At 72.2% G+C, this 24404-nt stretch carries 16 protein-coding genes; 3 read left to right on the top strand and 13 right to left on the bottom strand.

All coding sequences use genetic code 11. The annotated features are described in order from the left end of the window. Window positions 1-200: 200 nt before the first annotated feature. Both AB5J87_RS27605 and dnaE read right to left on the bottom strand, forming a co-directional pair. Window positions 201-1238 (bottom strand): helix-hairpin-helix domain-containing protein, encoded by a 1038-nt coding sequence (locus AB5J87_RS27605; protein ID WP_369380279.1) that lies wholly within the window; start codon window positions 1236-1238, stop codon window positions 201-203. Next, window positions 1235-4966 carry a DNA polymerase III subunit alpha gene (gene dnaE, locus AB5J87_RS27600; protein WP_369380276.1) on the bottom strand — a complete coding sequence of 1244 codons (3732 nt, stop codon included), beginning with the start codon at window positions 4964-4966 and terminating at the stop codon, window positions 1235-1237. The genes AB5J87_RS27605 and dnaE overlap by 4 nt, the downstream gene beginning before the upstream one ends. Before the next feature lie 175 nt (window positions 4967-5141). Here dnaE and AB5J87_RS27595 point away from each other — a divergent pair, with 175 nt between their 5' ends. Continuing rightward, on the top strand, window positions 5142-6194 hold the full coding sequence (locus AB5J87_RS27595; protein ID WP_369380274.1) for a DUF3533 domain-containing protein: 1053 nt from the start codon (window positions 5142-5144) through the stop codon (window positions 6192-6194). An 80-nt stretch (window positions 6195-6274) separates the two neighbouring features. Here AB5J87_RS27595 and AB5J87_RS27590 read toward each other — a convergent pair whose 3' ends face one another. The 5 genes from AB5J87_RS27590 to AB5J87_RS27570 form a co-directional block, all read right to left on the bottom strand. Further along, complete coding sequence (locus AB5J87_RS27590; protein ID WP_369380272.1) at window positions 6275-8074, bottom strand: dipeptide ABC transporter ATP-binding protein; 1800 nt, start codon at window positions 8072-8074, stop codon at window positions 6275-6277. Beyond that, complete coding sequence (locus AB5J87_RS27585; protein WP_369380271.1) at window positions 8071-9063, bottom strand: ABC transporter permease; 993 nt, start codon at window positions 9061-9063, stop codon at window positions 8071-8073. Before AB5J87_RS27585 ends, AB5J87_RS27590 begins: the two co-directional genes overlap by 4 nt. Before the next feature lie 7 nt (window positions 9064-9070). Next, window positions 9071-10852, bottom strand: coding sequence for an ABC transporter substrate-binding protein (locus AB5J87_RS27580; RefSeq protein WP_369380270.1), 1782 nt, complete (start codon window positions 10850-10852; stop codon window positions 9071-9073). A 113-nt stretch (window positions 10853-10965) separates the two neighbouring features. After that, entirely contained in the window at window positions 10966-11883 is a 918-nt protein-coding gene (locus AB5J87_RS27575) for an ABC transporter permease (protein ID WP_369380269.1), read from the bottom strand. A 236-nt stretch (window positions 11884-12119) separates the two neighbouring features. Then, window positions 12120-13016 carry a slipin family protein gene (locus tag AB5J87_RS27570; RefSeq protein ID WP_369383691.1) on the bottom strand — a complete coding sequence of 299 codons (897 nt, stop codon included), beginning with the start codon at window positions 13014-13016 and terminating at the stop codon, window positions 12120-12122. Window positions 13017-13194: 178 nt separating this feature from the next. Here AB5J87_RS27570 and AB5J87_RS27565 point away from each other — a divergent pair, with 178 nt between their 5' ends. After that, window positions 13195-14064 carry an alpha/beta fold hydrolase gene (locus AB5J87_RS27565; protein WP_369380267.1) on the top strand — a complete coding sequence of 290 codons (870 nt, stop codon included), beginning with the start codon at window positions 13195-13197 and terminating at the stop codon, window positions 14062-14064. A gap of 75 nt (window positions 14065-14139) precedes the next feature. On the opposite strand, the gene fxsT is transcribed toward AB5J87_RS27565, so the two are convergent. The 5 genes from fxsT to fxsA are packed head-to-tail and all read right to left on the bottom strand — an operon-like array spanning window position 14140 to window position 22701. After that, a complete protein-coding gene (fxsT, locus tag AB5J87_RS27560; protein ID WP_369380266.1) occupies window positions 14140-18075 on the bottom strand; it encodes an FxSxx-COOH system tetratricopeptide repeat protein in 3936 nt (1311 codons plus the stop codon). Next, window positions 18059-19399 carry a TIR-like protein FxsC gene (locus AB5J87_RS27555; RefSeq protein ID WP_369380264.1) on the bottom strand — a complete coding sequence of 447 codons (1341 nt, stop codon included), beginning with the start codon at window positions 19397-19399 and terminating at the stop codon, window positions 18059-18061. The genes fxsT and AB5J87_RS27555 overlap by 17 nt, the downstream gene beginning before the upstream one ends. Before the next feature lie 60 nt (window positions 19400-19459). Then, window positions 19460-20275, bottom strand: a complete 816-nt coding sequence (locus tag AB5J87_RS27550; RefSeq protein ID WP_369380263.1) for an aminoglycoside N(3)-acetyltransferase — start codon at window positions 20273-20275, stop codon at window positions 19460-19462. Beyond that, entirely contained in the window at window positions 20268-22505 is a 2238-nt protein-coding gene (fxsB, locus tag AB5J87_RS27545; protein ID WP_369380260.1) for a radical SAM/SPASM protein FxsB, inactivated metallohydrolase extension form, read from the bottom strand. The genes AB5J87_RS27550 and fxsB overlap by 8 nt, the downstream gene beginning before the upstream one ends. A 28-nt stretch (window positions 22506-22533) precedes the next feature. Then, complete coding sequence (gene fxsA / locus AB5J87_RS27540) at window positions 22534-22701, bottom strand: FxSxx-COOH cyclophane-containing RiPP peptide (RefSeq protein WP_369380258.1); 168 nt, start codon at window positions 22699-22701, stop codon at window positions 22534-22536. A 243-nt stretch (window positions 22702-22944) separates the two neighbouring features. On the opposite strand from fxsA, the gene AB5J87_RS27535 reads away from it, so the two are divergent. After that, window positions 22945-23850, top strand: coding sequence for a DUF4231 domain-containing protein (locus AB5J87_RS27535; protein WP_369380257.1), 906 nt, complete (start codon window positions 22945-22947; stop codon window positions 23848-23850). A gap of 6 nt (window positions 23851-23856) precedes the next feature. On the opposite strand, the gene AB5J87_RS27530 is transcribed toward AB5J87_RS27535, so the two are convergent. Beyond that, window positions 23857-24336: a hypothetical protein gene (locus AB5J87_RS27530; RefSeq protein ID WP_369380255.1), complete on the bottom strand. Its 480-nt coding sequence runs from the start codon at window positions 24334-24336 to the stop codon at window positions 23857-23859. Window positions 24337-24404: the final 68 nt, after the last annotated feature.

Below are 24404 nucleotides of genomic sequence, written 5' to 3'. Positions count from 1 at the left end.
ACTCACGCCAAATTACGCACGAGTAGCTCCGGAGTGAAGTTACGCGTCAGTAAAAACTGGCGTGTCGCCGTTCGGCGTCGCTTTCCCGGCCGCGAGCAGATGGGGCAGCGCCGCGGCGATCTCGGCGGCGAGGGCGTCGTCGACCGGTGCGTGGAGGAAAGGGAAGGGGCGAGGAGGGGAGGGGAGGGGAAAGGGAGGAGTCAGGCCGCGTCGGCCAGTGTGCCCGGGACGACGGCCGTCGGGCCGAAGCGGGCGCGGGCGCGGTCGGCCGCGGCCTCGATGCGGCGGGACCGGCCGTCCGCCGGGTCGAACGTGAGCTGGCGGGAGGCGAGTTCGGCGGGTGTCAGCCCCTCGGCCCGCAGGGAGACGCCCCGCACCCGGGCCCGTTGGAGGCCGAGCGACTCATGGATCGCGTAGGCCAGCGCGGTGAGCGCCGGGGAGTGCGCCGTGGACTCGCGCAGGGCGCGGCTCCGCGTGGTGGTGGACCGGTCGGCGTACCGGACGGTGAGCGTCAGCGAGCCGCACACCTGGCCGGTACCGCGCAGCCGGGCGCCCAGCTCCTCGGTGAGGGAGAGCAGCGCGCGGCGCAGGCGATCGGGGTCCAGCTCGTCGCGGGGGAAGGAGCGTTCGCCGCCGAGGGAGCGGGCGGCGGCGTTCGGCACCACGGCCGTGCGGTCGGTTCCCCGCGCCCGTTCGTGGAGTTCGCGGCCGGCCCGGGCGCCCACGATCCGCTGCAGGGTGGCGAGAGGCGCGGCGGCGAGCCGGTCGACCGAGTCGAGTCCGTACGAGCAGAGGGTGCGGGCGGTCGCCGGGCCGACCCCGTCCAGCGCGACGACGGGCTTCCCCGTCAGGAACTCCGTCACCTCGTCCGGGGACAGCACCAGGGTCGTGCCCGGCCGGGCGGTCCGGGCGGCCATCCTGGCCAGCATGGGGTTGGGCCCGGCCCCGATGGTGCAGTCCACCCCCCGGTGGGCGAGGGTCCGGACACGGATGACGGAGGCGAGCCGGGCCGCGTTCCACCCGAAGTACCGTTCGGCGCCGCGCACATCGACGAGTGCGGCGTCCGGGGGCAGCGCCTGGACGGCCGGGGTGAGGCCGCCGAGCACCGAGAGCAGCGCGGGGAGGGCCGCCTCCGGCCCGGCGTCCGCGACGGAGGGAACAGGAGGAGCGGAGGCACCGGCGGAAGCGGAGGGAGCCGTCGGCGCGGGAGGCAGATGGAACCGTACGTAGAGGATCATCCGGCGCTCCCGGGGCTCTGGTGCCACAACTTCCGCCCGGTGGCGGCGCGTTCACCGGCGGGCTGGAGGTCGGCCCAGGGGTTCATCCGGTACCCCGTGGGCAGCTCGATGCGGCGCCCGTCGCCGGCGGAGGCGGGACGGTCCCCATCGGCGGCCGGGACAGCGCGGCCGGTTCCGTCGGCGGCGGGGGCAGTGCGGCCGGTCCCACCGTCGGCCGAGGCGGCGCGGCGGGCGGCGGTTCCGTCGCTGGCCGGGCCCAGCCCCTCACTCCCGGTCGGCCCCTTGCTCCCCGCCAACCCCTCGTTCCCCTTCAATCCTTCGTTCCCCGTCAGCCCGTCATTCCCCTTCGGCCCATCACTCCCCTTCGATCCGTCGTCCCCGCCCGCCCCCTCGCCACTCCTCGACCCGTCGGCCTCCCCCGCCCCGCCGGTCGCCGGGGCCGACAGGTGGGCGGAGACCGCGTCCAGGCCGCCCTCGCGGCGGAGTTCGACCAGCTCGGCCAGGTTCCAGGCCGCGGCGCCCACCACGCTCAGGCTGCGCGGGCCGCGCCGCTGCACCACCCCTCGTACCAGAAGGAGCCAGGAATGGAAGACGGTGTGCGCGCAGGCGGCGTGGCTGTCGCCGAAGAAGGCCAGGTCGACCAGGCCCGTTCCGTCGTCCAGCGTGGTGAAGATGACCCGCTGGCCGGAGCGGACGGGCGGGGTCTGGGTGGCCGCCTTGGCGCCCGCGACCAGGACGGTCTCGCCGTGCCCGGCGTCCCGGAGCCGCTTGGCCGAGACCACGCCCAGCTCCTTCAGGAAGGTCTCGTGATCCACCATCAGATGGCGGGAGGTGTCCATGCCGAGGACGCCGAGCTCGGCGCTGAGCCGTTCGGCGTCGTCGAGGTCGGGCAGTCCGGCGCGGGCCGTCCGCCGCCCGTCGCCGAGCGGGAGCTGGCCGCCGCCGGACCCGGCCGCGCGCTGGGCGCGGTGGAGTTCGGCCAGGTGCAGCAGCAGGTCGCGCCGGTTGCCGCCGAACGCGTCGAGCGCGCCGACCTGGGCGAGCCGTTCGGCGACGGGGCGGCTGGGCCGGGCCCGGCGCCAGAAGTCGAGCAGCGAGGAGTAGGGCTGCTCCTGTTCGATCCGGGCCGTCTCGGCCTCGCTGATGCCCTGGACGTCGGCGAGTGCGAGCCGGAGCCCCCAGACCCGAGAATTGTACACCAGTTCGATTCTATGGACCGCTGAGGACCGGTTGACGTCCACCGGCAGGATGGGCACCCCGCGCCGCCGGGCGTCCGCGAGGAGCAGCCGCTTGGGGTACATCCCGGGGTCGTGGGTGAGCAGCCCGGCGTAGAAGGCGGCCGGGTGGTGGGCCTTGAGCCAGGCGGACTGGTAGGTCGGCACGGCGAACGCGACGGCGTGCGCCTTGCAGAAGCCGTACGAGCCGAACGCCTTGATGATCTCCCAGGTGCGGTCGATCACTTCGGCCGAGTAGTTCCGCCCCGCCGCGTGCCCGGCGAACCAGACGCGCGCCTTCTCCTGCGACTCGGGGTCGGAGAGTCCGCGCCGCACCCGGTCGGCCTCGCCCCGGCCGCAGCCCGTCATGATGTCGATCATCGCGATGATCTGCTCGTGGAAGACCACCACCCCGTAGGTCTCCCCCAGGACGTCCGCCAGGTCCTCGTGCGGATGGCGCACCGGGACCCGCCCGTGGCGGGCTTCGATGAACGGCCGGACCATGTCGGCGGCGACCGGCCCCGGACGGAAGAGCGAGATGTCCACGACCAGGTCGTGGAAGGTGGAGGGCTGGAGCCGTCCGATCAGATCGCGCTGGCCGGGCGATTCGATCTGGAAGCAGCCGAGCGTCTCGGTGGACCTGATGAGCCGGTAGGTCGGCAGGTCTCCCGGGGGGACCTCGCGCGGGTCGTCGAGGTCGGGCGTGCGGCCGGTGGTGCGGCCGATCTCGGCGACCGCGTGCGCCATCGCCGACTGCATCCGCACACCGAGGACGTCCAGCTTGAGCAGCCCGAGATCCTCCACGTCCTCCTTGTCGAACTGGGACATGGGAAACCCCTCGCCGCTGGTCGCCACGACCGGGGTGCGGCGCAGCAGCGAGGCGTTCGAGAGCAGCACACCGCAGGGGTGCATGGCGGTTCCGCGCGGCAGCGCGTCCAGCGCCTCGACCAGCTCCCACAGCCGTCCGTGCCGCCCCTGCTCGGCCGCGACCTCGCGCAGCTCCGGCAGTTCGGCCATGGCGGCGCGGGCGTCCCGGGCCCGGATGTGCGGGAAGGACTTGGCGATCCGGTCGATCTCGGCCGGGTCCATGGACAGGGCGGCGCCCACGTCCCGTACCGCGTGGCGGACCCGGTAGGTCTCGGGCATGGCCACGGTGGCGACCCGGTCGGTGCCGAAGCGGTCGATGATCGCGCGGTAGACGTCGAGGCGGCGGGCGGACTCGACGTCGATGTCGATGTCGGGCAGCACCCGGCGCCGGGTGGAGAGGAAGCGCTCCATCAGCAGGCCGTGCTCGACGGGGTCGGCGTGGGCGATGCCGAGGAGGTGGTTGACGAGCGAGCCCGCGCTGGAGCCGCGCGCGGCCACCCTGATCCCCATCTTCCGTATGTCGTCCACGACTTGGGCGACGGTGAGGAAGTACGAGGCGAAGCCGTGGAACGCGATGATGTCCAGCTCGTGGTGCATCCGCTCCCAGTACGCGCGCTCGCCCGCGTGGCCGCGCAGCACCATTGCGGCGGCGGCGCGGGAGGCGAGGACCCGCTGCGGGGTGCGGTCCGCGGCGCCGACGAGGTGGGGCTCCGGGAAGTAGCTGTACGTCTGGAGGCCCAGCTCCTCGGCGGGGTCGACCAGACACGCGGCGGCGGTCTCCTCGGTCACGGCGAGCAGCCGGTGCGCGGTGTCCCGGCGCAGCCCGGCGGCCTCGGCGACGCGTTCGGCGGCGCGGGCCATGGCGGCCGGGTCCTTCAGCCAGCGCTCGCCGCTGTCCAGCCCCTTGCGCGGGTCGACGGGGACCAGCCGGCGGGCCGCGTCCAGGACGTCGGCGACCGGGCCGAGCCCGGCGTCCGCGTACCGCACGGCGTTGGTCAGCACGGCGGGTACGCCCTGTTCGGCGGCGAAGCCGACGGTGCGGGCGGCGAGCCGCAGCGAGCCGGGCCCGGTGCCCGCGCGCCCGTGGTGCACCGCCTCCAGGCGCAGGGCGTCGCCGTAGAGCTCGCGCCAGGGGGCGAGGAGGCGGGCGGCCCGGTCGGGGCGGCCCGCGGCGAGGGCCCGGCCCACCTCGGACTCCGGCCCGAGCAGCACGGTGAGCCCGCTCGCGGGCAGGGCGGACCAGGACAGCAGCGGCTGCCCGGTCGCCGTGTGGGCGGCGGTGATCAGCCGGCAGAGCTCCGCCCAGCCGGTGGCGCCGTCGCGGGCGAGGAAGGCCGCGCGGGGCGCCGACTCGTCGATGAAGGCGCCGCCGCGGACGGGGGTGCGGGGGCGCTGGGAACCGGCGGGACCCTTCGGCTGTTCGAGGGGGTGTTCGGGGACGGCGAGGTCGACCCCGAAGAGTGGGCGCACCCCCGCCGCCGCGCATGCCTTGGCGAAGCGCACGGCGCCGGCGAGGGTGTCCCGGTCGGTGAGGGCGAGTGCGTCCATCCCCCGTTCGGCGGCGCGCTCGGCCAGCCGCTCCGGGTGGGAAGCCCCGTATCGCAGGGAGTAACCCGAAACGGTGCGCAGATGCGTGAAACCGGGCACCCACACCTCCTGGACCAATCGTTCTCACCGTCCCCCTCCTTCACCATAGACCAATTTTCGAACATGCGTACGACACATGTGCGAGCGACTCATACGGCCGGGGGACGGTCCGGACGTCAGCCATTCGGCCCGCCTCCGACTGCGCCGCCCGGCCGGGGCCCGGAGCGTAAGGGGCATGACGTTCGTCGACGAGGTGAAGAGCGCCGTCACCGTGCGGGCCGCGCTGCTGGTCATCGGGGTGCTCGGGCTGATGGTCGCGTTCATCACGTCCTACGCGGGGGCCTTCCACAGCCCCAAGCCGAAGGACATCGCGTTCGCGGTGGTGGCGCCCGAGCAGATCAGCACCGGGACGGTCCAGCGGCTGAACGCGCTGCCGGGCGGTGCGCTGGACGCCCGGGCGGTCAAGGACCGGGCCACCGCCACCCGCCAGCTGCGCGACCGCGACATCGACGGCGCGCTGCTGGTCGACCCGGCCGGCACGACCGACACCCTGCTCGTCGCCAGCGGTGGCGGAGCCTCCCTCTCCGGGGCCGTCGAGCTGGTCGTCTCCGCGGTCGAGAAGGCCGAGCGGCGCACGGTGCGGGTGGTGGACGTGGCCCCGGCGGACCAGGGCGACGCCCGTGGGCTGTCCTCGTTCTACCTGGTCGTCGGCTGGTGCGTGGGCGGCTATCTCTGCGCCGCGATCCTGGCCATCAGCCATGGCGCCCGGCCCGCCAACGTCCAGCGGGCGCTGATCCGGCTCGCCGCGCTCGCGGTGTACTCGATCGCCGCCGGGCTGCTCGGCGCGCTGATCATCGGGCCGGTGCTGAGCGCCCTGCCCGGCAACTACCTGGCCCTGTCGGGTCTGGGCGCGCTGGTGGTGTTCGCGGTGGGCGCCACGACCCTGGCCTTCCAGGGGCTCGCCGGGATCATCGGCATCGGACTGGCGATCCTGGTCGTCGTGGTGCTGGGCAACCCGAGCGCGGGCGGCGCCTATCCCTATCCGCTGCTGCCACCGTTCTGGAAGGCGATCGGGCCCGCACTGCCGCCGGGCGCGGGCACCTGGACGGCCCGCTCCATCGCCTACTTCCGGGGCAACGCGGTCACCGGCCCGCTGCTGGTGCTCTCCGCCTGGGCGGTGGCCGGCGCGGCGGTCACCATGGTCATGGCCGGGGTGCGCAAGAAGGAAACCGGGGAGGACCCCCTGGAGACCGGCCCCCCGTCACCGGCCTCCCCGGGGCACCTCTGAAGGACCCGGGCCGACAGCCCCCGGAGCCCCTCGCCGGTTTTCCCCTCCCCGGTCCCCTTCTCGCGCACCCCGGACACGCCCTAGCAGGCCGCCGCGAGCAGCTCCCGGGTGTACGCGGTGGCCGGGGATCCGAACACGGCGTCCCGCTCGCCCTCCTCCACGATCGCGCCGTCGCGCATCACCGCGACCCGGTCGCAGAAGTGCCGCACCACCGCCAGGTCGTGCGAGACGAACAGCAGTGAGAGGCCCAGTTCGTCGCGGAGGTCGAGGAGCAGGTTCAGCACCTGCGCCTGGACGGAGACGTCGAGCGCGGACACCGGCTCGTCCGCGACGATCAGCCGGGGGCGTACGGCCAGGGCGCGCGCGATGCCGATGCGCTGGCGCTGGCCCCCGCTGAACTCGTGCGGGTAGCTGTCGAGCCGGTCCTCCGCGAGTCCCACCTGCTTGAGCAGCCCGGCGGCCCTCTCCCGCCGCTCGTCCCGGTCCATCCGGGTGTGCGCCCGCAGCGGTGTGGTGACGATCTCCTCGACCGTGCGGCGCGGATTGAGCGAGGCGTAGGGGTCCTGGAAGACGAGCTGGACGTCCCGGCTGAGCTCGCGGCGCAGCGCGGTGTTCCCGGCGGCGCCGGACACGTCCCGGCCGTCGAACCGCACGGTGCCGGCGGTCGGCCGCTGGAGTCCGGCGAGCACCCGGGCGGTGGTGGACTTGCCGGAGCCGGACTCGCCGACCAGGCCGAGGGTCTCACCGGCCGCGATGCGCAGACTCACGTCCCGTACGGCGACGACGGGCTCGGCCCGGCGGCCCAGGAGGGGCCGCCGCCCGGGGAACGCGACCCGCAGACCGCTGATCTCGGCGAGGGCGGGCGGCGAGGCGCCGTCCGGATGCCCGGCCCCCGAGGACACAGCACCGTCGCGATGCCCGGCCCCGGGCAGTGCGACGCCGTCCGGGTGCCCGGCTTCGCCGTGCGACGCCAAGCGGGGGCGCGCGGGGCGGGGCGGGGTCACCGGGGCCGGTTCGTCCACGGTCGCGAGCCTGCTGCCCGGGACCGTGGCCATGGTGGGCGCGGCCCCGATCAGGGCCCGGGTGTAGGGATGGGCGGCGGCGGTGAGGAGCCGGGCCGTCGTCCCCTCCTCGACGACCCGGCCGTCCCTCATCACCGCCGTCCGGTCGGCGATCTCCCCGATCACGCCCATGTCGTGGCTGACGAAGAGCACGGCGGTGCCGTTCTCGCGCCCGAGCTCCGCGAGCAGGTCCAGGACCTGGCGCTGCACCCGGGCGTCGAGCGCGGTGGTCGGCTCGTCGGCGACCACCACGTCGGGCGCGTTCACCAGGGCGCCCGCGATCATCACGCGCTGGCGCATCCCGCCGGAGAACTGGTGCGGGAAGTCACCGGCCCGCCCGGCCGCGATCCCGACCCGCTCCAGCATCGCCGCCGCCCGCTCCCGCGCCTCGGCGCGCGAGGCGTCCCGGTGGTGGACGCGATACGCCTCGGCGAGCTGCGCCCCCACGGTGTGGAACGGCGAGAGCGCGGCGAGAGCGTCCTGGAACACCATCGCGATCCTCGACCCGCGCAGCCCCCGCAGCACGGACTCGGGGGCGCCCACGACCTCGGTCCCGGCCACCTCCACACTGCCGGTGATCCGGGTGCGTACGGGATCGTGCAGCCCCAGGGCCGCGAGCCCCACGGTGGACTTGCCGGACCCCGACTCCCCCACCAGGCCCAGGACTTCACCGGGTCCGACCGTCAGGGACACGCCCCGGACGGCCGGGGCCGGGACGCCCCCGCGCCCGGTGAAGGAGACGGACAGGTCGCGCACCCGCAGGACGGCGCTCCCCGCGCGCTCCGCACTCGCGGCGCGCTCGGCGTTCAGGGCGCTCATACGAGCCTCACTCTCGGATCGAGCCGGGCCACCAGCAGGTCGGCGAGCGCGACGAACACCACCACGAAGAAGGCGGCGAGCAGGACGGTCCCGACGACGGTGGGCAGATCGTTCTGGACGACGGAGTCGACGGCCAGCTTGCCGATGCCGTCGATGCCGAAGACGGTCTCGGTGATGAACGCCCCGCCGAACAGGGCGCCCGCCTCCAGACCGAGCAGCTGCACCAGCGGGGCCCCGGCGCCGCGCGCGGTGTACTTCAGATGGGTGCGCAGGGTGGACAGGCCCCGGGCCCGGGCGGTGCGGACGTACCCCTCGTGCATCGACTCCAGCAGCTGGGCCCGCGAAAGCCGGGCGAACACGGCCGCGTTGACGAATCCGAGCACCAGCCAGGGCAGGGCGAGCCCGGCCGCCCAGGCCCCGGGCGACGAGCCGAAGGGGGTGTAGCCGGGCACGGGCAGCGCACCCGTCGCGTACACCAGGAGGTACTGGAGGGCGTAGCCGAGGAAGTAGATCTGCACACTGGCGCCGACCAGGGTGAAGGTGGAGAGCAGCCGGTCGGTGCGGGTGCCGCGGCGCAGGGCGGCGGTGAAGCCCACCCCGATGCCGAGCACCGCGATCACCACCAGGGCGCCCGCCGCCAGTGACAGGGTCGCCGGGAAGCGGTCGCCGATCGCGTCCAGGACCGGCTGGTGCAGGGCGTAGGAGTAGCCCAGGCAGGGCGCCGGGCAGTCGATGGGGCTGCCGTCGACATCGTCGATGGTGCGGCCCGCGACCAGCCCGCCGAGGTAGTCGGCGTACTGGGCGGCGACGGGCCGGTCCAGGCCCATGCTGTGGCGTACGGCCTCGACCTGCCCGGTGTCGCACTTGGGTCCGCAGGCGATGAGCGCGGGGTCGGAGGGGGCCGCGAAGAACAGCCCGAAGGCGGTGGCGGTGATCGCGAGGAGCACCGCCACGGCCTGCAGGGCGCGTCGGACGACGTAACCGGTCATGGCGGGGTCAGGACTTCTTCAGGTAGAGGTCGGCCGCCGCGATGGAGCCGTAGATGGGGTGGATGGCGGCGCCGCCGATGTTGCGGCCGCGGAACTGGGTGACGGCGGTGTAGAGGAACGGCACGACCGGCACGTCCGCCATGACCACCTGCTCCAGATCGATCAGCGCGGCGGCCTTCTGCTGCGCGTCCCCGATCCCCTTGATTCGGTCGAGTTCCTTGTCGACCTTGGGGTTGTTGTAGCGGATGCCGTTGGAGAGGGCGTCCAGGCGGCTGTCGTAGCCGTCGGGCAGCAGGGTCGCCGGGGTGGGCCAGTCGACGGAGTTGGTGGACATCCACAGGTCGTAGGGGGCCGGGCCGCGGAAGACCTCGTTGGTGAACGCGGCCTTGTCCAGGGGCTTCACGACCAGCTTGATCCCGGCCTTGGCGAAGGCGTCGACCAGGACCTGGGCGAGCCGGTCCTTCTCCGGCGCGTCGGCCTCGTACGCGTAGGTGAGCGTGTCCACCTTCGTCTTCGCCCTGGCCAGGTGCTCCTTGGCCTTCTCGATGTCACCGCCGGGCGCGACCGGGTAGAGGTCGTACTTCTTCCAGCCGACGACGGCGGGCGAGGAGAGCGTGGTGGCGAACTCGCCCAGGCGCGGGCCGCCGAGCACCTGGCGGGCCTGCTCGCGCGGGAAGAGGTAGTGGATGGCCTTGCGGACCTCGGGGTCGGTGACCCGGCTGTTCTTGATGTACAGGTCGTTGGTGTAGGCGCCCCTGCTCCCCGCGACGAGCAGCGCCTTCTTCTCCGGGTCGCGCCCGGCCTGGGCGTACAGCTCCGGCGGGACCTCGCTCTTGGTGGTGACGGTGTCCGGCCCGTCGCCGCGCCCGTTGAGGACCTCCTGGGCGGTGTTGAGGATCTTCTTGCCGAAGGTGAACTCGAAGCGGTCGGCGTACTGGTGGCGGATCGGGTCGGTCTCCGCCTTCCAGTGCGGGTTGCGCTCCAGGGTGAGCGACTGGTTCTGCTTGTGCTCGACGATCCGGTACGGGCCGGTGGCGAAGGGGTGGGTGTCGTAGGCGGTGCCGGTGTCCTTGTCCTCGCGCACCGGTGAGGAGGAGGACTGGGCGGCCATGTACGGCACGTCGGACTGCGGCTGGGGGAAGTGGAGGACGACGGTCTTGGCGTCCGGCGTCTCGATGGCGTCGAGGGAGCCCTGCTTGGGCCCGGCGTACTTCTTGACGGCGGCGCTGCGGTCCTCGGAGCCGGTGAGCCACTCGGGCCAGTAGCTGGGCCCGAGCTCGAAGCCGGGGGCGAAGGTGCGCTCGATGCCGTACTTGATGTGCGCGGAGGTGATCGGCTGCCCGTCCTCCCAGGCGATGCCGTCCTTGAGGGTGTACGTCCAGGTGCGCCCGCCGTCCGAGGAGCGGCCCGTGTCGGTGGCCAGGTCGCCCACCAGGACGGGCTTGCCGTCCACCACCTGATACTGGGTCAGCTGGCGGCCCCAGAGCAGCGAGGTGCTGTAGCCCTCGCCCGCGTAGATCTTCTGCGGGTCGAGGTGGCTGTAGTCGTTGAGGTTGGCGACCTTGACCGTGCCGCCGGACCGGGCGTCCGCGATCGCGGGGGCCGGGCCCCTGCTGTCCTTGGCGGTGCCCAGCGTCGCGGTGAGCCGCTGCCCGCTCTTGACCTCGGCGGACTTGGTCCCGCCGCCCCCGTCGCCGGTGCCCGCGCCCGCCGAGCAGGAGCAGAGCAGCAGGGCGGCGGCGGTGGCGAGAGCCGGGACGGCTGCGGTGCGCGGGCTGATTCTGGGCATGGCGGAACTCCGGTCGTACGAAGTGACGTGAACGAGGTGAACGAGGTGACGTGGATGAAGTGGTGCGGATGGCGCGGTGCGGCTGAAGTGGTGTGCGGGGGCGGCGCGTTGGATCAGCGGGCGGTCCGGGGGTCCAGCGCGTCCCGTACGGCGTCGCCGAGCAGGTTGAAGGCGAGGACGAAGACGAGGATCGTCACGCCGGGGAAGACCATGTAGGTGGGGTCGTCGTAGAAGACCTCCGCGCCCCGGGAGATCATCCGGCCCCAGTCCGGGACCGGCTCGTCGATGCCGACGCCCAGATAGGAGAGCGCGGCTTCGGCGGTGACGATGCCGGGCAGGGTGAGGGTGACGTTGACCAGGATCGGCGCCCAGATGTTGGGCAGCAGCTCCCGCACCAGGATGTGGCGCCGGCTCGCCCCCGAGGCGCGGGCCGCCTCGATGAACTCCCGCTCCCGCAGCGACTTCACGGTGGTGCGCAGCACCATGGCGAGCGGCACCCAGCCGAACGCGGCGAACACCGCGATCAGCACCGTGAACTGCATCCACACCGGCTCGTTCTCCCCGGGGTCGACGAACCGGGTCTTGACGACCGGGCTCAGCGCCAGCAGGAGGAGCAGGGTGGGGAAGGCGAGCAGGACGTTGCAGACGAAGGTGAAGGCGCGGTCGGCCAGGCCGCCGAGATAGCCGACGAGCAGTCCGAGCACGGTGCCGAGGAGGGCGATGAGGGCGGTGGCGGCCACGGCGACGATCAGCGACGTCCGCATCCCGTACAGGAGTTGGGCGAAGACGTCCCGGCCGAGACCGGGTTCGAGGCCGAACCAGAACTCCCCGGAGATCCCGCCGTTGGGCAGCACGGGGAGCCCTTCGGGGCTGAGCAGTCCGGGGGTGTTCTGCCCGTAGTGCTCGGTGGGGTTCTTGCCGTAGAGGGCGGTGATCAGGGGGGCGGTGAGGGCGAGCACGACGAACAGGAGCACCGCGCAGAGCGCCGCCAGGCCGGTGCGGTCTGCGCGCAGGGCGCGGATCGTTGACATCTGGGGCGTGCTCCTGGAGGTGCGTCCGACGGGATCGGCAGCCATTAGAGGCGGCGCCCCGGACGCCCGGCAAGTCGGATTCGGCCGGGGAAGCGGCATTGCGAAATGCTTGTGTCGTACGCCCCGTTCGTTTCACACGGCCGCAACATCGCCGCCATGATCATTCGCCATGATCCGGACGAATCACCCCCGTGCGACCCATTTGGGGTTCACAGGTGAGACTCCGCTCACAATCTTTAGATTGAAGGTCCTTTTAGCTGTTGACCTTCGTTTTCCGGACCATCGACCTCGATGGGGGCAGGTGCCGTCGGCGCCTCGACGGGGGCGGGCGCAGTCTGGTCCTCCGCCGGGGCCGCCGCCGTCTGCGGCGCCGCCGGGGCCGCTCGCTCCAGGAAGCGCAGCAGCTCCACCGGGAACGGCAGCACCAGCGTCGAGTTCTTCTCCGCCGCCACCGCCACCACCGTCTGCAGCAGCCGCAGTTGCAGCGCGGCCGGCTGCTCCGACATCACCCCGGCCGCCTCGGCCAGCTTCTTCGACGCCTGGAGCTCCGCGTCCGCGTTGATCACCCGGGCCCGGCGCTCGCGGTCGGCCTCCGCCTGGCGGGCCATCGAGCGCTTCATCGTCTCCGGCAGCGAGACGTCCTTGATCTCCACCCGGTCGATCTGCACGCCCCAGCCCATGGCCGGGCTGTCGATCATCAGCTCCAGTCCCTGGTTGAGCTTCTCCCGGTTGGAGAGCAGATCGTCGAGTTCGCTCTTGCCGATGATCGAGCGCAGCGAGGTCTGGGCCATCTGGGAGACCGCGAAGCGGTAGTCCTCGACCTGGACGACCGCGTCCGCCGGGTCGACCACCTTGAAGTAGATGACCGCGTCCACCCGGACCGTGACGTTGTCCCGGGTGATGCCGTCCTGGGCCGGGACCGGCATCGTCACAATCTGCATGTTCACCTTGTGGAGCCGGTCGGCGAACGGAAGGATCAGGGTGAAACCCGGGCCCCGGACCGAACCCCTGAGCTTGCCCAGCCGGAACACCACCCCGCGTTCGTACTGCTTGACCACCCGGGCAGCCGCCAGTACGTACACGATGCCGGCGGATCCGACAGCCACAGCCGCCGCCACCAATGCCTCGACCATCACGGCCCCCAAGGGTCCGAATCGGACGTGTACTTCGACGGTAACTCCGCTTCCGTCGCGGGGGGAGTCCCGGTCACACTCACTGAATGGGTTAATCGCAGGCGGGAGGGGAATGCCGCAACAGTCGATGCCTGTATACGACAACCGATACGGCGGTACACGACCGGAGGGGGGACGGGTGCGCGGTCGGGTGCGCGCGGCGGACGGACGGCATCTGATGGTGGAGCGCTTCGGCGATCCCCGGGGCAGTCCGGTCTTCCTGCTGCACGGAACCCCGGGCAGCCGCCTGGGCCCGGCCCCCCGGGGCATGGTCCTCTACCAGCGCCGGATGCAGCTCATCGCCTATGACCGGCCCGGCTACGGCGGCTCCGACCGGCTGGCCGGCCGCAGCGTCGCCGACGTGGTCCAGGACGTCAAGGCGATCGCGGACAGTTACGGACTGGAACGCTTCGCCGTCGTCGGCCGCTCCGGCGGCGCCCCGCACGCGCTGGCCTGCGCCGCGCTGCTGCCCGAGCGGGTCACCCGGACCGCCGCCCTGGTCACCCTGGCGCCCCGGGACGCGGCGGGGCTCGACTGGTTCGAGGGGATGACCGCCTACAACGTCCAGGAGTACACCACCGCCTCGGTCGACCCCGAGGAGTTCGCCGCCCGGCTCATCCCGCGCTCGGACGAGATCCGCAAGAACCCCATCCAGCTCCTCGACGAACTGCGCCGCGACCTCACCCACGCCGACCGCATGGTGGTCAAGGACGCCGGGGTGCGCTCCATGCTGCTGCGCAACTACCAGGAGGCGCTGCGCACTTCCGCGTACGGCTGGATCGACGACGCGCTGGCCTTCTGCGGCCCCTGGGGGTTCGACCCGGCCGACATCACCGGGCAGGTGCTGCTCTGGCACGGGGTGAAGGACGTGTTCTCCCCGGTCGGCCACTCGCGCTGGCTCGCCGAGCGGATCCCGGGCGCCACGGCCGTGCTGGAGCCGACGGCCGCGCACTTCGACGCCCTGCACGCCCTGCCCTCCATCCTGACCTGGCTCATCGAGCAGGACTGAGCGAAGGGGCGGGCCGCCGTCCGGGAGGGCGGCGGCCCGGCCGGTGCGATCACTGCGGTCGCACCGGCCCCCGCCTCACACCGCCAGCGGCTCCAGGTCGCGCTGCACCCGGCGCTCGTCCCGGGCGATCCGGACGAACGCGTGGTCCTCGCCGAGCAGCCGTTGCAGCTCCTCCACGGCCTCCGCCCGCAGATGCGTGGCCTCCTCCTTGCGGCCCAGGCCGTCGAGCGTGACCGCCATGTTCGCGCTGCACGCCAGCGTCTCCGGGTGGTGCGCTCCCAGCACCTCCCGCAGCCGTGCCACGGCGGCGCGCTCGATCTCCAGGGCGCCCTCCAGATCGCCCATGTCGGCCTTCACGTTGGCCAGGTTGACGGCGGCGAACAGGGCGTGCGGATGGTTCTCCCCGAGTATGTCGCTCATGGTCCGTATGGTGTTCTGCAAGAGCGTCTCGGCGATGTCCAGCGCACCGCAGGCCCACTGGTAGATGCCCAGGTTGTTGACGGCCGCCAGGGTGTAGGGATGCCGCTCCCCCGGCACCTTGACGTACTCGTCGACGACCTCCTGGGCCGCGTCCCGCGCCGCCGTCGCGTCCCCGGCGGCGAACAGGTCGGCGGCCATGTTCAGGTCGCAGGCCAGCCAGTCCGGGTTGGCGGAGGTGTACTTGGCGCGGTAGCGGTTGCGGGTGGCCGCCGTCAGCCGCCGCGCGTCGTCGAGCCGGCCCGCCCGGCGCAGCGACACGGCGAGGCTCTTGGCCGCGGCCAGGGTGCCCGGGAAGGTCCGGCCCAGCTGCTCCTTGTACAGGTCGTAGGTGCGGCTGAGCAGGGTCACCGAGTCCTCGTACCGCCCGACCTCGCGCAGGTCGCGGGCCAGGTTCATGGCGGAGGAGAGGGTGTAGGGGTGGTCCGGGCCGAGCACCTCGGTGCGGCGGTCGTAGACCTCCTGGTCGAGCTCGCGGGCCCGGGCGTACTGGCCGAGCATGCGCATGTTCAGGGCGAGGTTGTTGGCGGCGGCGAGGGTGCGCGGATGCGACTCGTCGAAGATCTGCCGGAACCCCTCGTGCGCCTCGGTCGCCAGCTCCATCGCCTTGCTGTACTGGCCGAGCGCGCCCAGGTCCATCGCCAGGGCGCTGGTGGTCATGTACGTGTGCGGGTGCGAGGCGCCCAGCACCTCCGTCTGGCGCGCCAGGGTCTCCTCGTCCAGCTCCATCGCCTCCACGTAACGTCCGCGCGAGCGCAGGATGTTGGAGAGGTGGAAGCGCAGGTAGAGGTATTGGAGGTCGTTGGGGCCGAGCTTCTCGCGCCACTCCTCGCGCAGGTCCTCGGCGGTGTTGGCGGCGGCGTTGAAGTCACCGCGCTTCCAGAGGTAGCGCACCCGGTCGATGAGCAGCCGGCGGGTCTCCGAGTCGTTGCAGAGCCGCGCCTCGGACGGGGTGAGGTGCGGCCAGATGGTGTTGAACTGCGGCCAGGTCTCCGGGTTGTCGATCGGCTCGTCGGCGTCCGGCCGGGCGCCCGCCAGGATGCGGTGGACGGCGTGCTGCGCGTCCATCTGCTCCGATTCGCTCAACTGCGCCCGGATCACGGCCTGGACCAGCCGGTGCACCTGGATGGAGCTGCCGACCTGGTCGACCTTGGCGAGGGCGAACCGGCCGATCTCCCGGATGACCCGGCCCAGCACCAGCTTCTCCTGGAGCGTGGCGTCGTACGGCTTGAGGGCGTCGATCATCTCCTTGCTGTAGAGGAGGTTGGCGGAGATCGGCTCCGGGGCGAAGAACGCGCAGAGCTGGAGCAGCCGGACCGCCGCGGGCGAGCGCTGCTTGAGCCGCTCGATGGAGACGTTCCAGGTGGCCGCGACCGGCTCCGGGTAGCCCGCGGGCTGGTTGAGCGCGAGGACGCTGGGGGCCTGCTGGGCCAGCTGCTCCAGATAGGCGGCGACCGGCGTCGCCGTCTCCGCGATCCACGCCGCCGCCTGTTCGACGGCGAGCGGCAGGTCACCGACCGCGACCGCGACCTGGTCGGCGTCCTCCGCCGAGAGGCCGGGGGCGCGCCGCTGGAGGTGCTCCACGGACTCCTCGCGCAGGAACACGTCGACCGGCAGCGCGTCGCCGTACTGCGACCAGGTCTGGTTGCGGGAGGTCACCAGGACGTGGCCCGGCCCGCCCGGCGGGAAGAACCGCTTGAGCTGCTCGGGGTCGTCGGCGTTGTCGAAGACCAGCAGCCAGCGCGAGGTGGGCACCCCGCGCCGCAGCAGGTCGATGGCCTCGCGGGAGGCCGAACTCATGTCGTCGCCGCCCTGGACGCCCAGCCGCGAGCCGAGTTCGGCGAGCCCGGCCACCACGTCGTCGGGCTGTTCCGCGGATATCCACCAGACCAGGTCGTAGTCGGCCATGAACCGGTGGACGTACTCCATCGCCACCTGGGTCTTGCCGACGCCGCCGAGTCCGTAGAGCGTCTGGGGCTGCGGCAGGACCACGGCGAGGCCGCCGCCGAGCTGGTCCCGCATCCGCTCCAGGACCAGCGAGCGGCCGGTGAAGCCGGGGTTGCGCGGCGGCGCGTTCCAGATCTTGGGGACGGTGCCGGGGAACCGCGGGCCGGGCGCCACCCCGTCGCTGATCTGCACCGGGCGCTCCAGCGCGCGCAGCAGCGCGGTGGTGGCGTGCACCTCGTCGAGGCGGAACAGGTCGACAGGGTTGCGGTCGATGTAGGGCGCGGTGAGCCGGACGTCGCCGACCCGCAGCGGCAGCAGCTGGCGGCGGGCGCCCGAGGGGTCTTCGGCGGCGGCCCGGGACCAGATCTCCACGGCGCGGGCCGACTTGAGGTAGGCGCTGGACAGCAGCACCACGGTTCGTGCGGCGTTCTCAGCGGCGACCGCCTCCCCGTCGGCGCCGCTGGGCTCGGCCGATACGTCACGGGGCACCACCCGGAACCCGGCGCGGGTGAGGACCGACTCGATCCAGTCGGCCCACATCCGGTTCTCGGCGACGTAGCTGAGGAACAGGTCGGCCGGGAGCGCGGGCCTGCGGCGGGTGAACGCGTCCCGGATCCGCAGCCGGATCTCCTCGTTGACGGTCGGCATCGAGGTGATGCGGCCCTCGGTGACGACGGAGGCGAGGCGCTCGAAGGCGGAGAGCAGCGAGTTGGAGAGCCCGGCCTCGTCACCGAAGGTGGCCAGCGTCTCCTCGTAGGCGTAGTAGGGGCGGTACGGGATCTCCACCGCGCCCCAGTAGGCGGTGAGTTCGTCGCCGGAGAGCCCGGCCGGGAAGCGGTCGAACTTGAGGCGGGCGAGCGCCCGGCCGGCGTCCGCCTTCTCCTTCTCGCCCTCGTCGATGCGCATCGGGACGGGCAGGATGCGGATGTTCTGGCCGCTGTAGCGCTCGTCGATCTGGCGGGCCACGGAGGCGGCGCCGTCGATGGACTGGTCGCTGAGGGTGAAGCAGTCCACCAGCACGTCGGGCAGGTGGACGGTGCAGATGTCGGCGATGTCGCTGAGGCCGGTGCGGCTGTCGATCAGGACGTAGTCGTAGTTCTCCTTCATGTCCTCGCGCAGGGCGTCGAAGAAGTGGCCGCCGCCCAGGCGGTCGTAGAAGTTGTCCCAGTCGAAGGTGGAGACGGTCGCGGAGTACTCGCGGTTCTGCCGGCCGGCGGAGACGAAGTCCAGGGTGCCGCCGTCGGGGAACTGCCAGCCGAGCGCCTCCGGGGTGAGCGAGACCGCGTGCGGCTGGATGCGCGCGTAGTCGCGGTGCCAGTCGTCGGAGCGCGGCACGGGGCTGGTGGCGGCCCAGGCGTACTCGGTGATCAGGTCGATGACCCCGGTGGTGGCGCCGAGGGTCGAGGGGTCGAGGAACGGGTGGAAGAAGCGGTGCAGCCCCGGGGCCTCCAGGTCCCAGTCCACCGCGAGGACGCGCTTGCCGTTGGCGGCAAGGATCCAGGCCGTGTTGGCGAGGGCCATGGTGCGGCCCGTACCACCCTTGTACGAGTAGAACGTGACGATGCGTCCGTCACGACTGGCTGTCATCCGTCTCCTCCGCATCGGGCGCGTGATCGAGCCTGTCGGGGATGTACTGCGTGGTGCCGAAATCGGTGCCCATCGGCCCGACCAGGCGCGGCCGTTCGGTGTGCCCTCCCCCTGCGGGCGGATAGACCGTCGCGTGTCTCAGATACTGCTGTGCCGCCGCCTCCACGACCTGGGGCAGTATCTGCCCGAACGCCTCCATGCTGGGCACGCCCTTGGCGGCGGCCCGGCACGCGGCCCGGCCCTGGCGCATCTTGGAGGGCATGGTCTCCTCCAGCCGGTGGGTCAGCTCGACCTCGGACGCCCGGCTCTGCTGGTCCTCCCGGTTCCACGGGACGACCACGCTCACCCACGGGCGGTGCTCGGCGTCGAAGGCGGCGAGCCGGGCCCGCCGGTCGTCGTCCTCCAGCGCCCAGCGGTCCACGAGCAGCACCTCGGGGCGGGACGGCGGCTGCTTCCCGTCGAGGTGGAGCACCTCCTCGTCGAAGGACGAGACGGTGGTCTGGTAGTTCAGCGAGCGCACCATGTCCTCGGCGACCAGCGCCAGCGGCCGGGCGGAGACGGGATGGTACGGGTTCCACTCCAGCGGGCTGTCGCCGTAGTACGCGCCGTCGCGGCCCTCGGGCAGCTCGTGCCGGGTGGGGGCGGCCACGGTGACGTGCATGGGGCGCGGGCCCTCGCTCGCGGCGGCGCCGAAGGCGCTGGGCGCCAGCCGGTAGTCGACGTGCCGGCCGGGCCTTATGGCCGTGGCGTCGGCGACGCTCACGATCCGTTTCGCCAGCTCGTAGACGGCCCGCTCGTACTCCTCGGCGAATATCCGCAGTTTGATCAGCCCGTAGAGGCCGTCGGTGACATAGCGGTCGCCGAAGGCCCGGTGGTTGAACTGCAACCGCTCTGCCGGGCCGGGCAGTTGTTCGGGCGGGACCGGTACCCACAGCGCCGGCACGATCGCCTCGGCCGGGCGGTTGGTGTACGCCTGGTGCTGGATGGTGCGCTGCTCGAACGCGTACCACTCCCGGCCGCACATCTCGCTCGCGAAGTAGCGCGGCGAGAACAGCGGCACGAACACCCGGCAGGAGGCCAGGACTTCGCCCAGACGCTCCGACCAGCCCTCGCCCGACCGTATCTCGCGGTCCATGAAGCCGGCGGGCGCGCCGGCGGGCAGGTCGGTCATGGCCATCACATGGCCGCAGAGATCACGGAAGAGCCGCTCCACCCACATGTCGGGGTCCGGGCCGCCCGCCCCGTACCTCGGCGTGTGCGCGTAACTCAGAAAGAAGTAGGGCCGATGTTGGTCGGCCGGACGCGGCTGCGCTGATGCGTGCACACGACCCCCGTCCTGCAGTATTGAAGAACATCATTCCGGAGCGCACGACGCTCCATCCCCTCAGCGTTCGGTCAAACAAGGCCGCTTTTCGGTCATCCACTCCACCGCATGGTCCACCGCCCCCTTGATCGAAAACAACCGGGCCGTTCTCCGTCCCAGCTGCCACTTGATGCGCATTTCCTCCGGAAGGTCCGCCCCGATCGTCTCGAAGTCGCTGTCGTCGAGATCCACGTCGGGATAGTGGAACCATCCCCTGCGTCCACTTTCGTCGCGCACCACACAGCTGTACAGCTTCTTCGGCGGGTTGCGGCAATAACGGTATTCCGCGAGGTGAAAGGCGCTGCACACGGCGAATGGGACATTGATCATGAGAACCTTGGCATCGCTGCGGCAGAGCGCCGCGAGCGGCGACCTCTCCCCCAGGTGGCAATCCGGTTCGTGTTCCGCCATCAGTTCCAGGGAACGGCTGCCCCAGGCGGCGAAGGAGGTCTGCGGATGGCCGCTGCGGACCGCCCCCTCCGAGGTGCGCACCCACTCCGCCAGCCGGCCCATTCCCTGGCTGGGGGTGTGCTCCGGGTCGAAGGCCGGCATCCTGCGGCGGAACTCCCGGTACGCGGCCGGGTCCCGCGCCTGCCGGGCGCGGCGGTGGTGGGCGGACGAGGTCAGCGAGTTCTCCGGGGTGAACGCGGGAACCACCAGGGTGCCCTTGAGCCGCCCCCCGACCGCCGCGCACAGCGCCTGCCCCAGGACGCGCGGGCCGTGCCCCAGACCACTCAACGAGGCGTGCACGAGCAGCGTGTCCCCCTCCCTCACCCCCATGGCGACCAGGTCGTCCAGTAAGGCGCTCTCCAGCGATGCTGCGGCTCGTTCATCCACGGGCTGCCTCTTCCCACTCCAGCACGACGGCGGCGAGCAGGGCCTTCCCGCTGACGGTGAGTTCGGCCGCCTCCTCAAGAGCTTCCAGCGAGCGCCGGGTCTCCGCCAGGGTGCGCGCACTCCTGTCGTAGGCGGCGACCGCCACCCGCTCATGCGTTTCGGCCAGCGCGACGGAGATCTCCACCGGCTCCGCGCGCCAGTCGACGGCATGCTGCCAGGCGCCGTCCAAGGCGTACAGATCCGCGACGTCGAGGAGTGCGCGGAAGGCGGCCCGGCGCGAACCGCGCAGCAGCCCCAGCGCCAACGCCTCCCCCGTGAGCCCCACCGGCACCCCGAGCGCCCCGTAGGCGTGCCGCCCCACGGCCGGTTCGCCGCCGTCTGCCAGCGGGGTGAGCGTGGTCAGCGCGGTGGCCGCGGCAGCGGCGTGAGCGGGCGCGGCGGCCGAGAGCAGCCCCCAGGCCGCGCCGAGCCGCCCGCTCCACTCGTCGGCCGCGGCGAGCCCCAGCCGCGCGCTGACCGGCCGCCCGAAGCAGTCGCGGTACGGGTCCAGGTCGTCCAGGGCCGGATCGGGCGCCCCGTCCCGGCCGAGTCCGCGCACCGGGAGCCAGTCGCCGCACGGCTCGCGCGGGCACTCCACCTCAACCTCGAACCCCTCACGTCCGGCGCGAAACCCCTTCTCGGCCGCGATCACCTCGATCCGGCCGGACTCCCCCGGGGCCCCGACGCGCAGTTCGCCGAGGGTGGGCAGCCACAGCCGGCCGTCGGTGTACGGAACGGTGACCGGCAGGTCGAGCCGGCCGCGCACGGCGGCGGCGGCCGTGTAGGCCGCCAGCCGGTGGGCGTGGGCCAGGGCGTCGGGCCGCCCCTCGCGCAGCGCCTCCAGCGTGGTGAGCAGCCAGCTCCGGGCGTACGGCTGGGCCAGCACCTCGTCCAGGGCCGGACCGTCGGCCAGCGCGGTGAGCCGCCAGGTGGTCTCCCACTCGGGGCCGCCGCGCCCGGCCAGATCGGCGTGCAGCCGGGCGAGCAGGGTGCGGGTCAGCTCGTGCTGGGCCGCCACGAGTTCGCCGGGGTCGGTGACGGCCTCCGGGACGCTCCGGGCGGCCGTGCGGGCCTCGACGCCCCGCACCAGGGCGGCCAGGTCGTCGCAGTAGACCGAGGGGCCCTCGAAGGCGTCCCGGCCCTCGGCCTCGCGGGACGAGCGGTAGCGGTGGGTGTAGAGCCCGCCGCCGCAGGAGCGGACCACCGGGCAGGAGCGGCACTCGGGGCCCACGCCCGCGAGCCCCAGCTGGCGCACCCGGACGCCGGGGTGGGCGGCGACGTCGTCGAAGGAGTGCCGGAAGACGTCGAAGCCGGTGGCTGCGGCGCCGTCGTAGGCGCTCTTGAGGGAGTCGACCTGCTCCAGCGTGCCGTCGGTCTCCACCACCACCAGGTCGGTGGGGGCCAGGCCCAGGGACTCGGTGAGGCTGGGGCCGCCGTTCAACGTCGACAGTACGGACTCGAACAGCCGGACCGGAACGGGGCGCCCCTGTTCCTCCCACCGGTCGAAGGCCGCCAGGATCCACTCGGCGTACTCCGTCCGGGAGCCGCGCGGGCGGGGCGGGGGCGCGTCCCAGGTGGCGTGCGGCAGCAGGTAGTCGATGCGCGGCGGGTCCAGGGCGATCAGCGCGTCGTGCACGGCGACCGGGTCGTTGGCGACGTCGATGGTGCAGAGCAGGCCGAGGAAGAGGTGGCGGTAACGGTCCTGCTGGAGCAGGTCGATCGCGCGCAGGACCAGCGGATGGCTGGTGCGGCCGTCGGCGAAGCGGCGGTGGCGGTCGTTGGCCGCGCGGTCTCCGTCGAGGGAGATGCCGACCTTGAGCCCGAACTCGTCGAAGAGGTCGAGGTAGCGGGGGCTGAGCTGGATCCCATTGGTGTGTACACGGAGATCGAGTTCCGCGACGCCGTCGAGGGCGGCGGTCAGCTCCTCGCACACCCGGCGCAGCCGGGCGGGGCCCGCCAGCAGCGGCTCCCCTCCGTGCAGGATCACTGACACGGAGGGCAGTACGTGTCTCCCGGCGTGCTCGGCCAGTCGCCGCGCCGTCCGGGAAATCGCCTCGTCAGAGATTGCCTTGGGGCGGGTGCGCCAACTCTGATCAGGGGCTTCGTAGATATAACAGTGATCACAGGCAAGATCGCATCTGCTGTGAACCTTGAGAACGATCTCGCGGAATGGGACCACGGGTCCAGTCATTCCGCCAGTCTAGAGCTCTCCGACAGGGTTAGAGAGCGGAGTTGAAGGTCGACGCCTGCGCGGGGCGGCCGATTGACGAGGGCAGCACGCGGCCGAGCTTCTGGGCGGCGTCGGCGCCGCGGACGTCGATCTCGGCCAGGGGCACACGGCTCTTCTTCGCAGGGGCGAAGGAGAGAGAATTCACAGAGGTCTTCACGGCCGTCCTTGATGGGTAATTCCTGCATGTGGACAGTGGTGCCGACGACATGCACCGTTGCAGTGTCGGCGGGACGACTTTACTCTCTTGGCCACTGTTGGCAACTGAGCACGACCAGTTGCCGTGAACAGGTGGCCCAGCAATGGCGGAAGGTGTACGGAACGAGACGTTCCATCGAAAGAGTGATGACTAAAACCGCAGACAGGGGTGGATGTGACGGCGATTCCCGGTCCTCTGCAAAGCATGGTCTTCCGCAACGCCGACCTGCCGGGTCTCTTCCATCACGCGGACTCACTCGCGATAGGGCGCCAGCGGGCCGCGGTGAACGTCACCCGCTGGCAGTTGTGCCTGCTCGTGGTGGGGGCGGCGCTGGCGGCCCTGCCGTGGAAGATGACGCTCGGTGGTGACTTCCAGCTGACGAGCGCGCTCAGCGCACTGGCGTACGCGGGGGTGCTCGCGGTGAGCTTCCGCGCCGCCCGCGGGCACGCGAAATCGCATTGGCAACTGAACCGTTCGGCCGCGGAGTTCATCAAATCCATGTGCTGGCGGTACGCGGTCCACGGTGCTCCGTTTGACGCCCACTCACCGGATCCCGAAGAATTGTTCACCCTCCGTCTGGAGGAAGGGCTGCGGGAGCTGCGCAAGGTCGGCTGGCAGGACCCGCGCGAAGGGGGCACGTCACCGCTGTCGGGGGCGCCCCTCATCACCGCGCCGATGCGCGAGTTACGGGCCAAGGCGTTCACCGTACGCAAGGAGACGTACGTGCGGGACCGTCTTATCGAGCAGCGCAACTGGTACCGGCGCCGCCAGGAGGCGTCCCGGCGGGCGACCGCGCTGTGGACCTCGGCGATCACCCTGCTCACCGTTCTCGCGTTGCTCTTCGCGACGCTGCACATGTTCGGGGCGGCGCAGGGGGTCAAAGTGGCGGGGCTGCTCTCGGCGGCCGCCGCGGCCTGTCTGGCGTGGAGCGAGATCCGCCGCCACCAGCCGCTGATCTCGGCCCACTCGCTGGTGGAGCAGGACCTGATGGAGATGCACGTGGCGATGGAGAGCTCGGTCAGCGAGCGCGAGTGGGCCGGCGCGGTCTACGAGACCGAACGGGTGGTGTCGCCCCAGCACACCGACTGGCTGGCCCGGCTCCGCAGTTGACCGCCGTCACCGGCGGCGCACCCCGTCCCGCCACACCACGGTGACCGTCTTCCCCAGGCTGCGGGCGTACGCGACGATGTCGCCGGTGCCGCCGAGACCCCGCGCGGGCTGGCCGTCCCAGACGGCCACCAGCCGGTCGCAGTTGTCCGCGATGTAGGCGCCGGCCGCGTAGTACGCCTCGTCCGTGGAGTGCGGGAAGTCCATCCGCACCTCCTGGCTGGCCCGCCGCTTCAGGCCCTGGTAGCGGGCCAGTTCGGCGGGGTCGGCGAAGCCCTTCTCGTAGTCCCCGCTGGGGATGACCACGGTCAGCGAGGCGCCGCACTCCAGGGCGATCGCGGCGAACAGCTGGTCGGCGCCGGCCGCCAGGCTGGAGAGCGCCTCCAGTGAGCCGTCGTGGCCGCACAGCAGGGCCCGCAGCCCGGAGCGGATGTCGTCCAACGCCTCGGAGGGGATGTCTCGGTGACCGGTCACTCCGATGCGTTTCACTGACTCACCCCGTGTGTCCGCTCGCCCTCTCCGCCTTGGACATCCTCCCAAAAAGGCGTATCACGTCC

The organism is Streptomyces sp. cg36 (assembly GCF_041080675.1).
Lineage (GTDB): Bacteria > Actinomycetota > Actinomycetes > Streptomycetales > Streptomycetaceae > Streptomyces.
Note: the sequence above shows the minus strand (reverse complement) of the source record. Positions and strands in the feature narration are given on the sequence as shown.

What these genes read in the sequence shown, in the direction of transcription:
- AB5J87_RS27595 (WP_369380274.1), top strand. Translation starts at nt 5,142, where the DNA reads ATGACGTTCGTCGACGAGGTGAAGAGCGCCGTCACCGTGCGGGCCGCG.
- AB5J87_RS27590 (WP_369380272.1), bottom strand. Translation starts at nt 8,074, where the DNA reads ATGAGCGCCCTGAACGCCGAGCGCGCCGCGAGTGCGGAGCGCGCGGGG.
- AB5J87_RS27580 (WP_369380270.1), bottom strand. Translation starts at nt 10,852, where the DNA reads ATGCCCAGAATCAGCCCGCGCACCGCAGCCGTCCCGGCTCTCGCCACC.
- fxsT (WP_369380266.1), bottom strand. Translation starts at nt 18,075, where the DNA reads ATGACAGCCAGTCGTGACGGACGCATCGTCACGTTCTACTCGTACAAG.
- AB5J87_RS27585 (WP_369380271.1), bottom strand. Translation starts at nt 9,063, where the DNA reads ATGACCGGTTACGTCGTCCGACGCGCCCTGCAGGCCGTGGCGGTGCTC.
- AB5J87_RS27605 (WP_369380279.1), bottom strand. Translation starts at nt 1,238, where the DNA reads ATGATCCTCTACGTACGGTTCCATCTGCCTCCCGCGCCGACGGCTCCC.
- AB5J87_RS27570 (WP_369383691.1), bottom strand. Translation starts at nt 13,016, where the DNA reads ATGGTCGAGGCATTGGTGGCGGCGGCTGTGGCTGTCGGATCCGCCGGC.
- AB5J87_RS27535 (WP_369380257.1), top strand. Translation starts at nt 22,945, where the DNA reads ATGGTCTTCCGCAACGCCGACCTGCCGGGTCTCTTCCATCACGCGGAC.
- fxsB (WP_369380260.1), bottom strand. Translation starts at nt 22,505, where the DNA reads ATGACTGGACCCGTGGTCCCATTCCGCGAGATCGTTCTCAAGGTTCAC.
- AB5J87_RS27575 (WP_369380269.1), bottom strand. Translation starts at nt 11,883, where the DNA reads ATGTCAACGATCCGCGCCCTGCGCGCAGACCGCACCGGCCTGGCGGCG.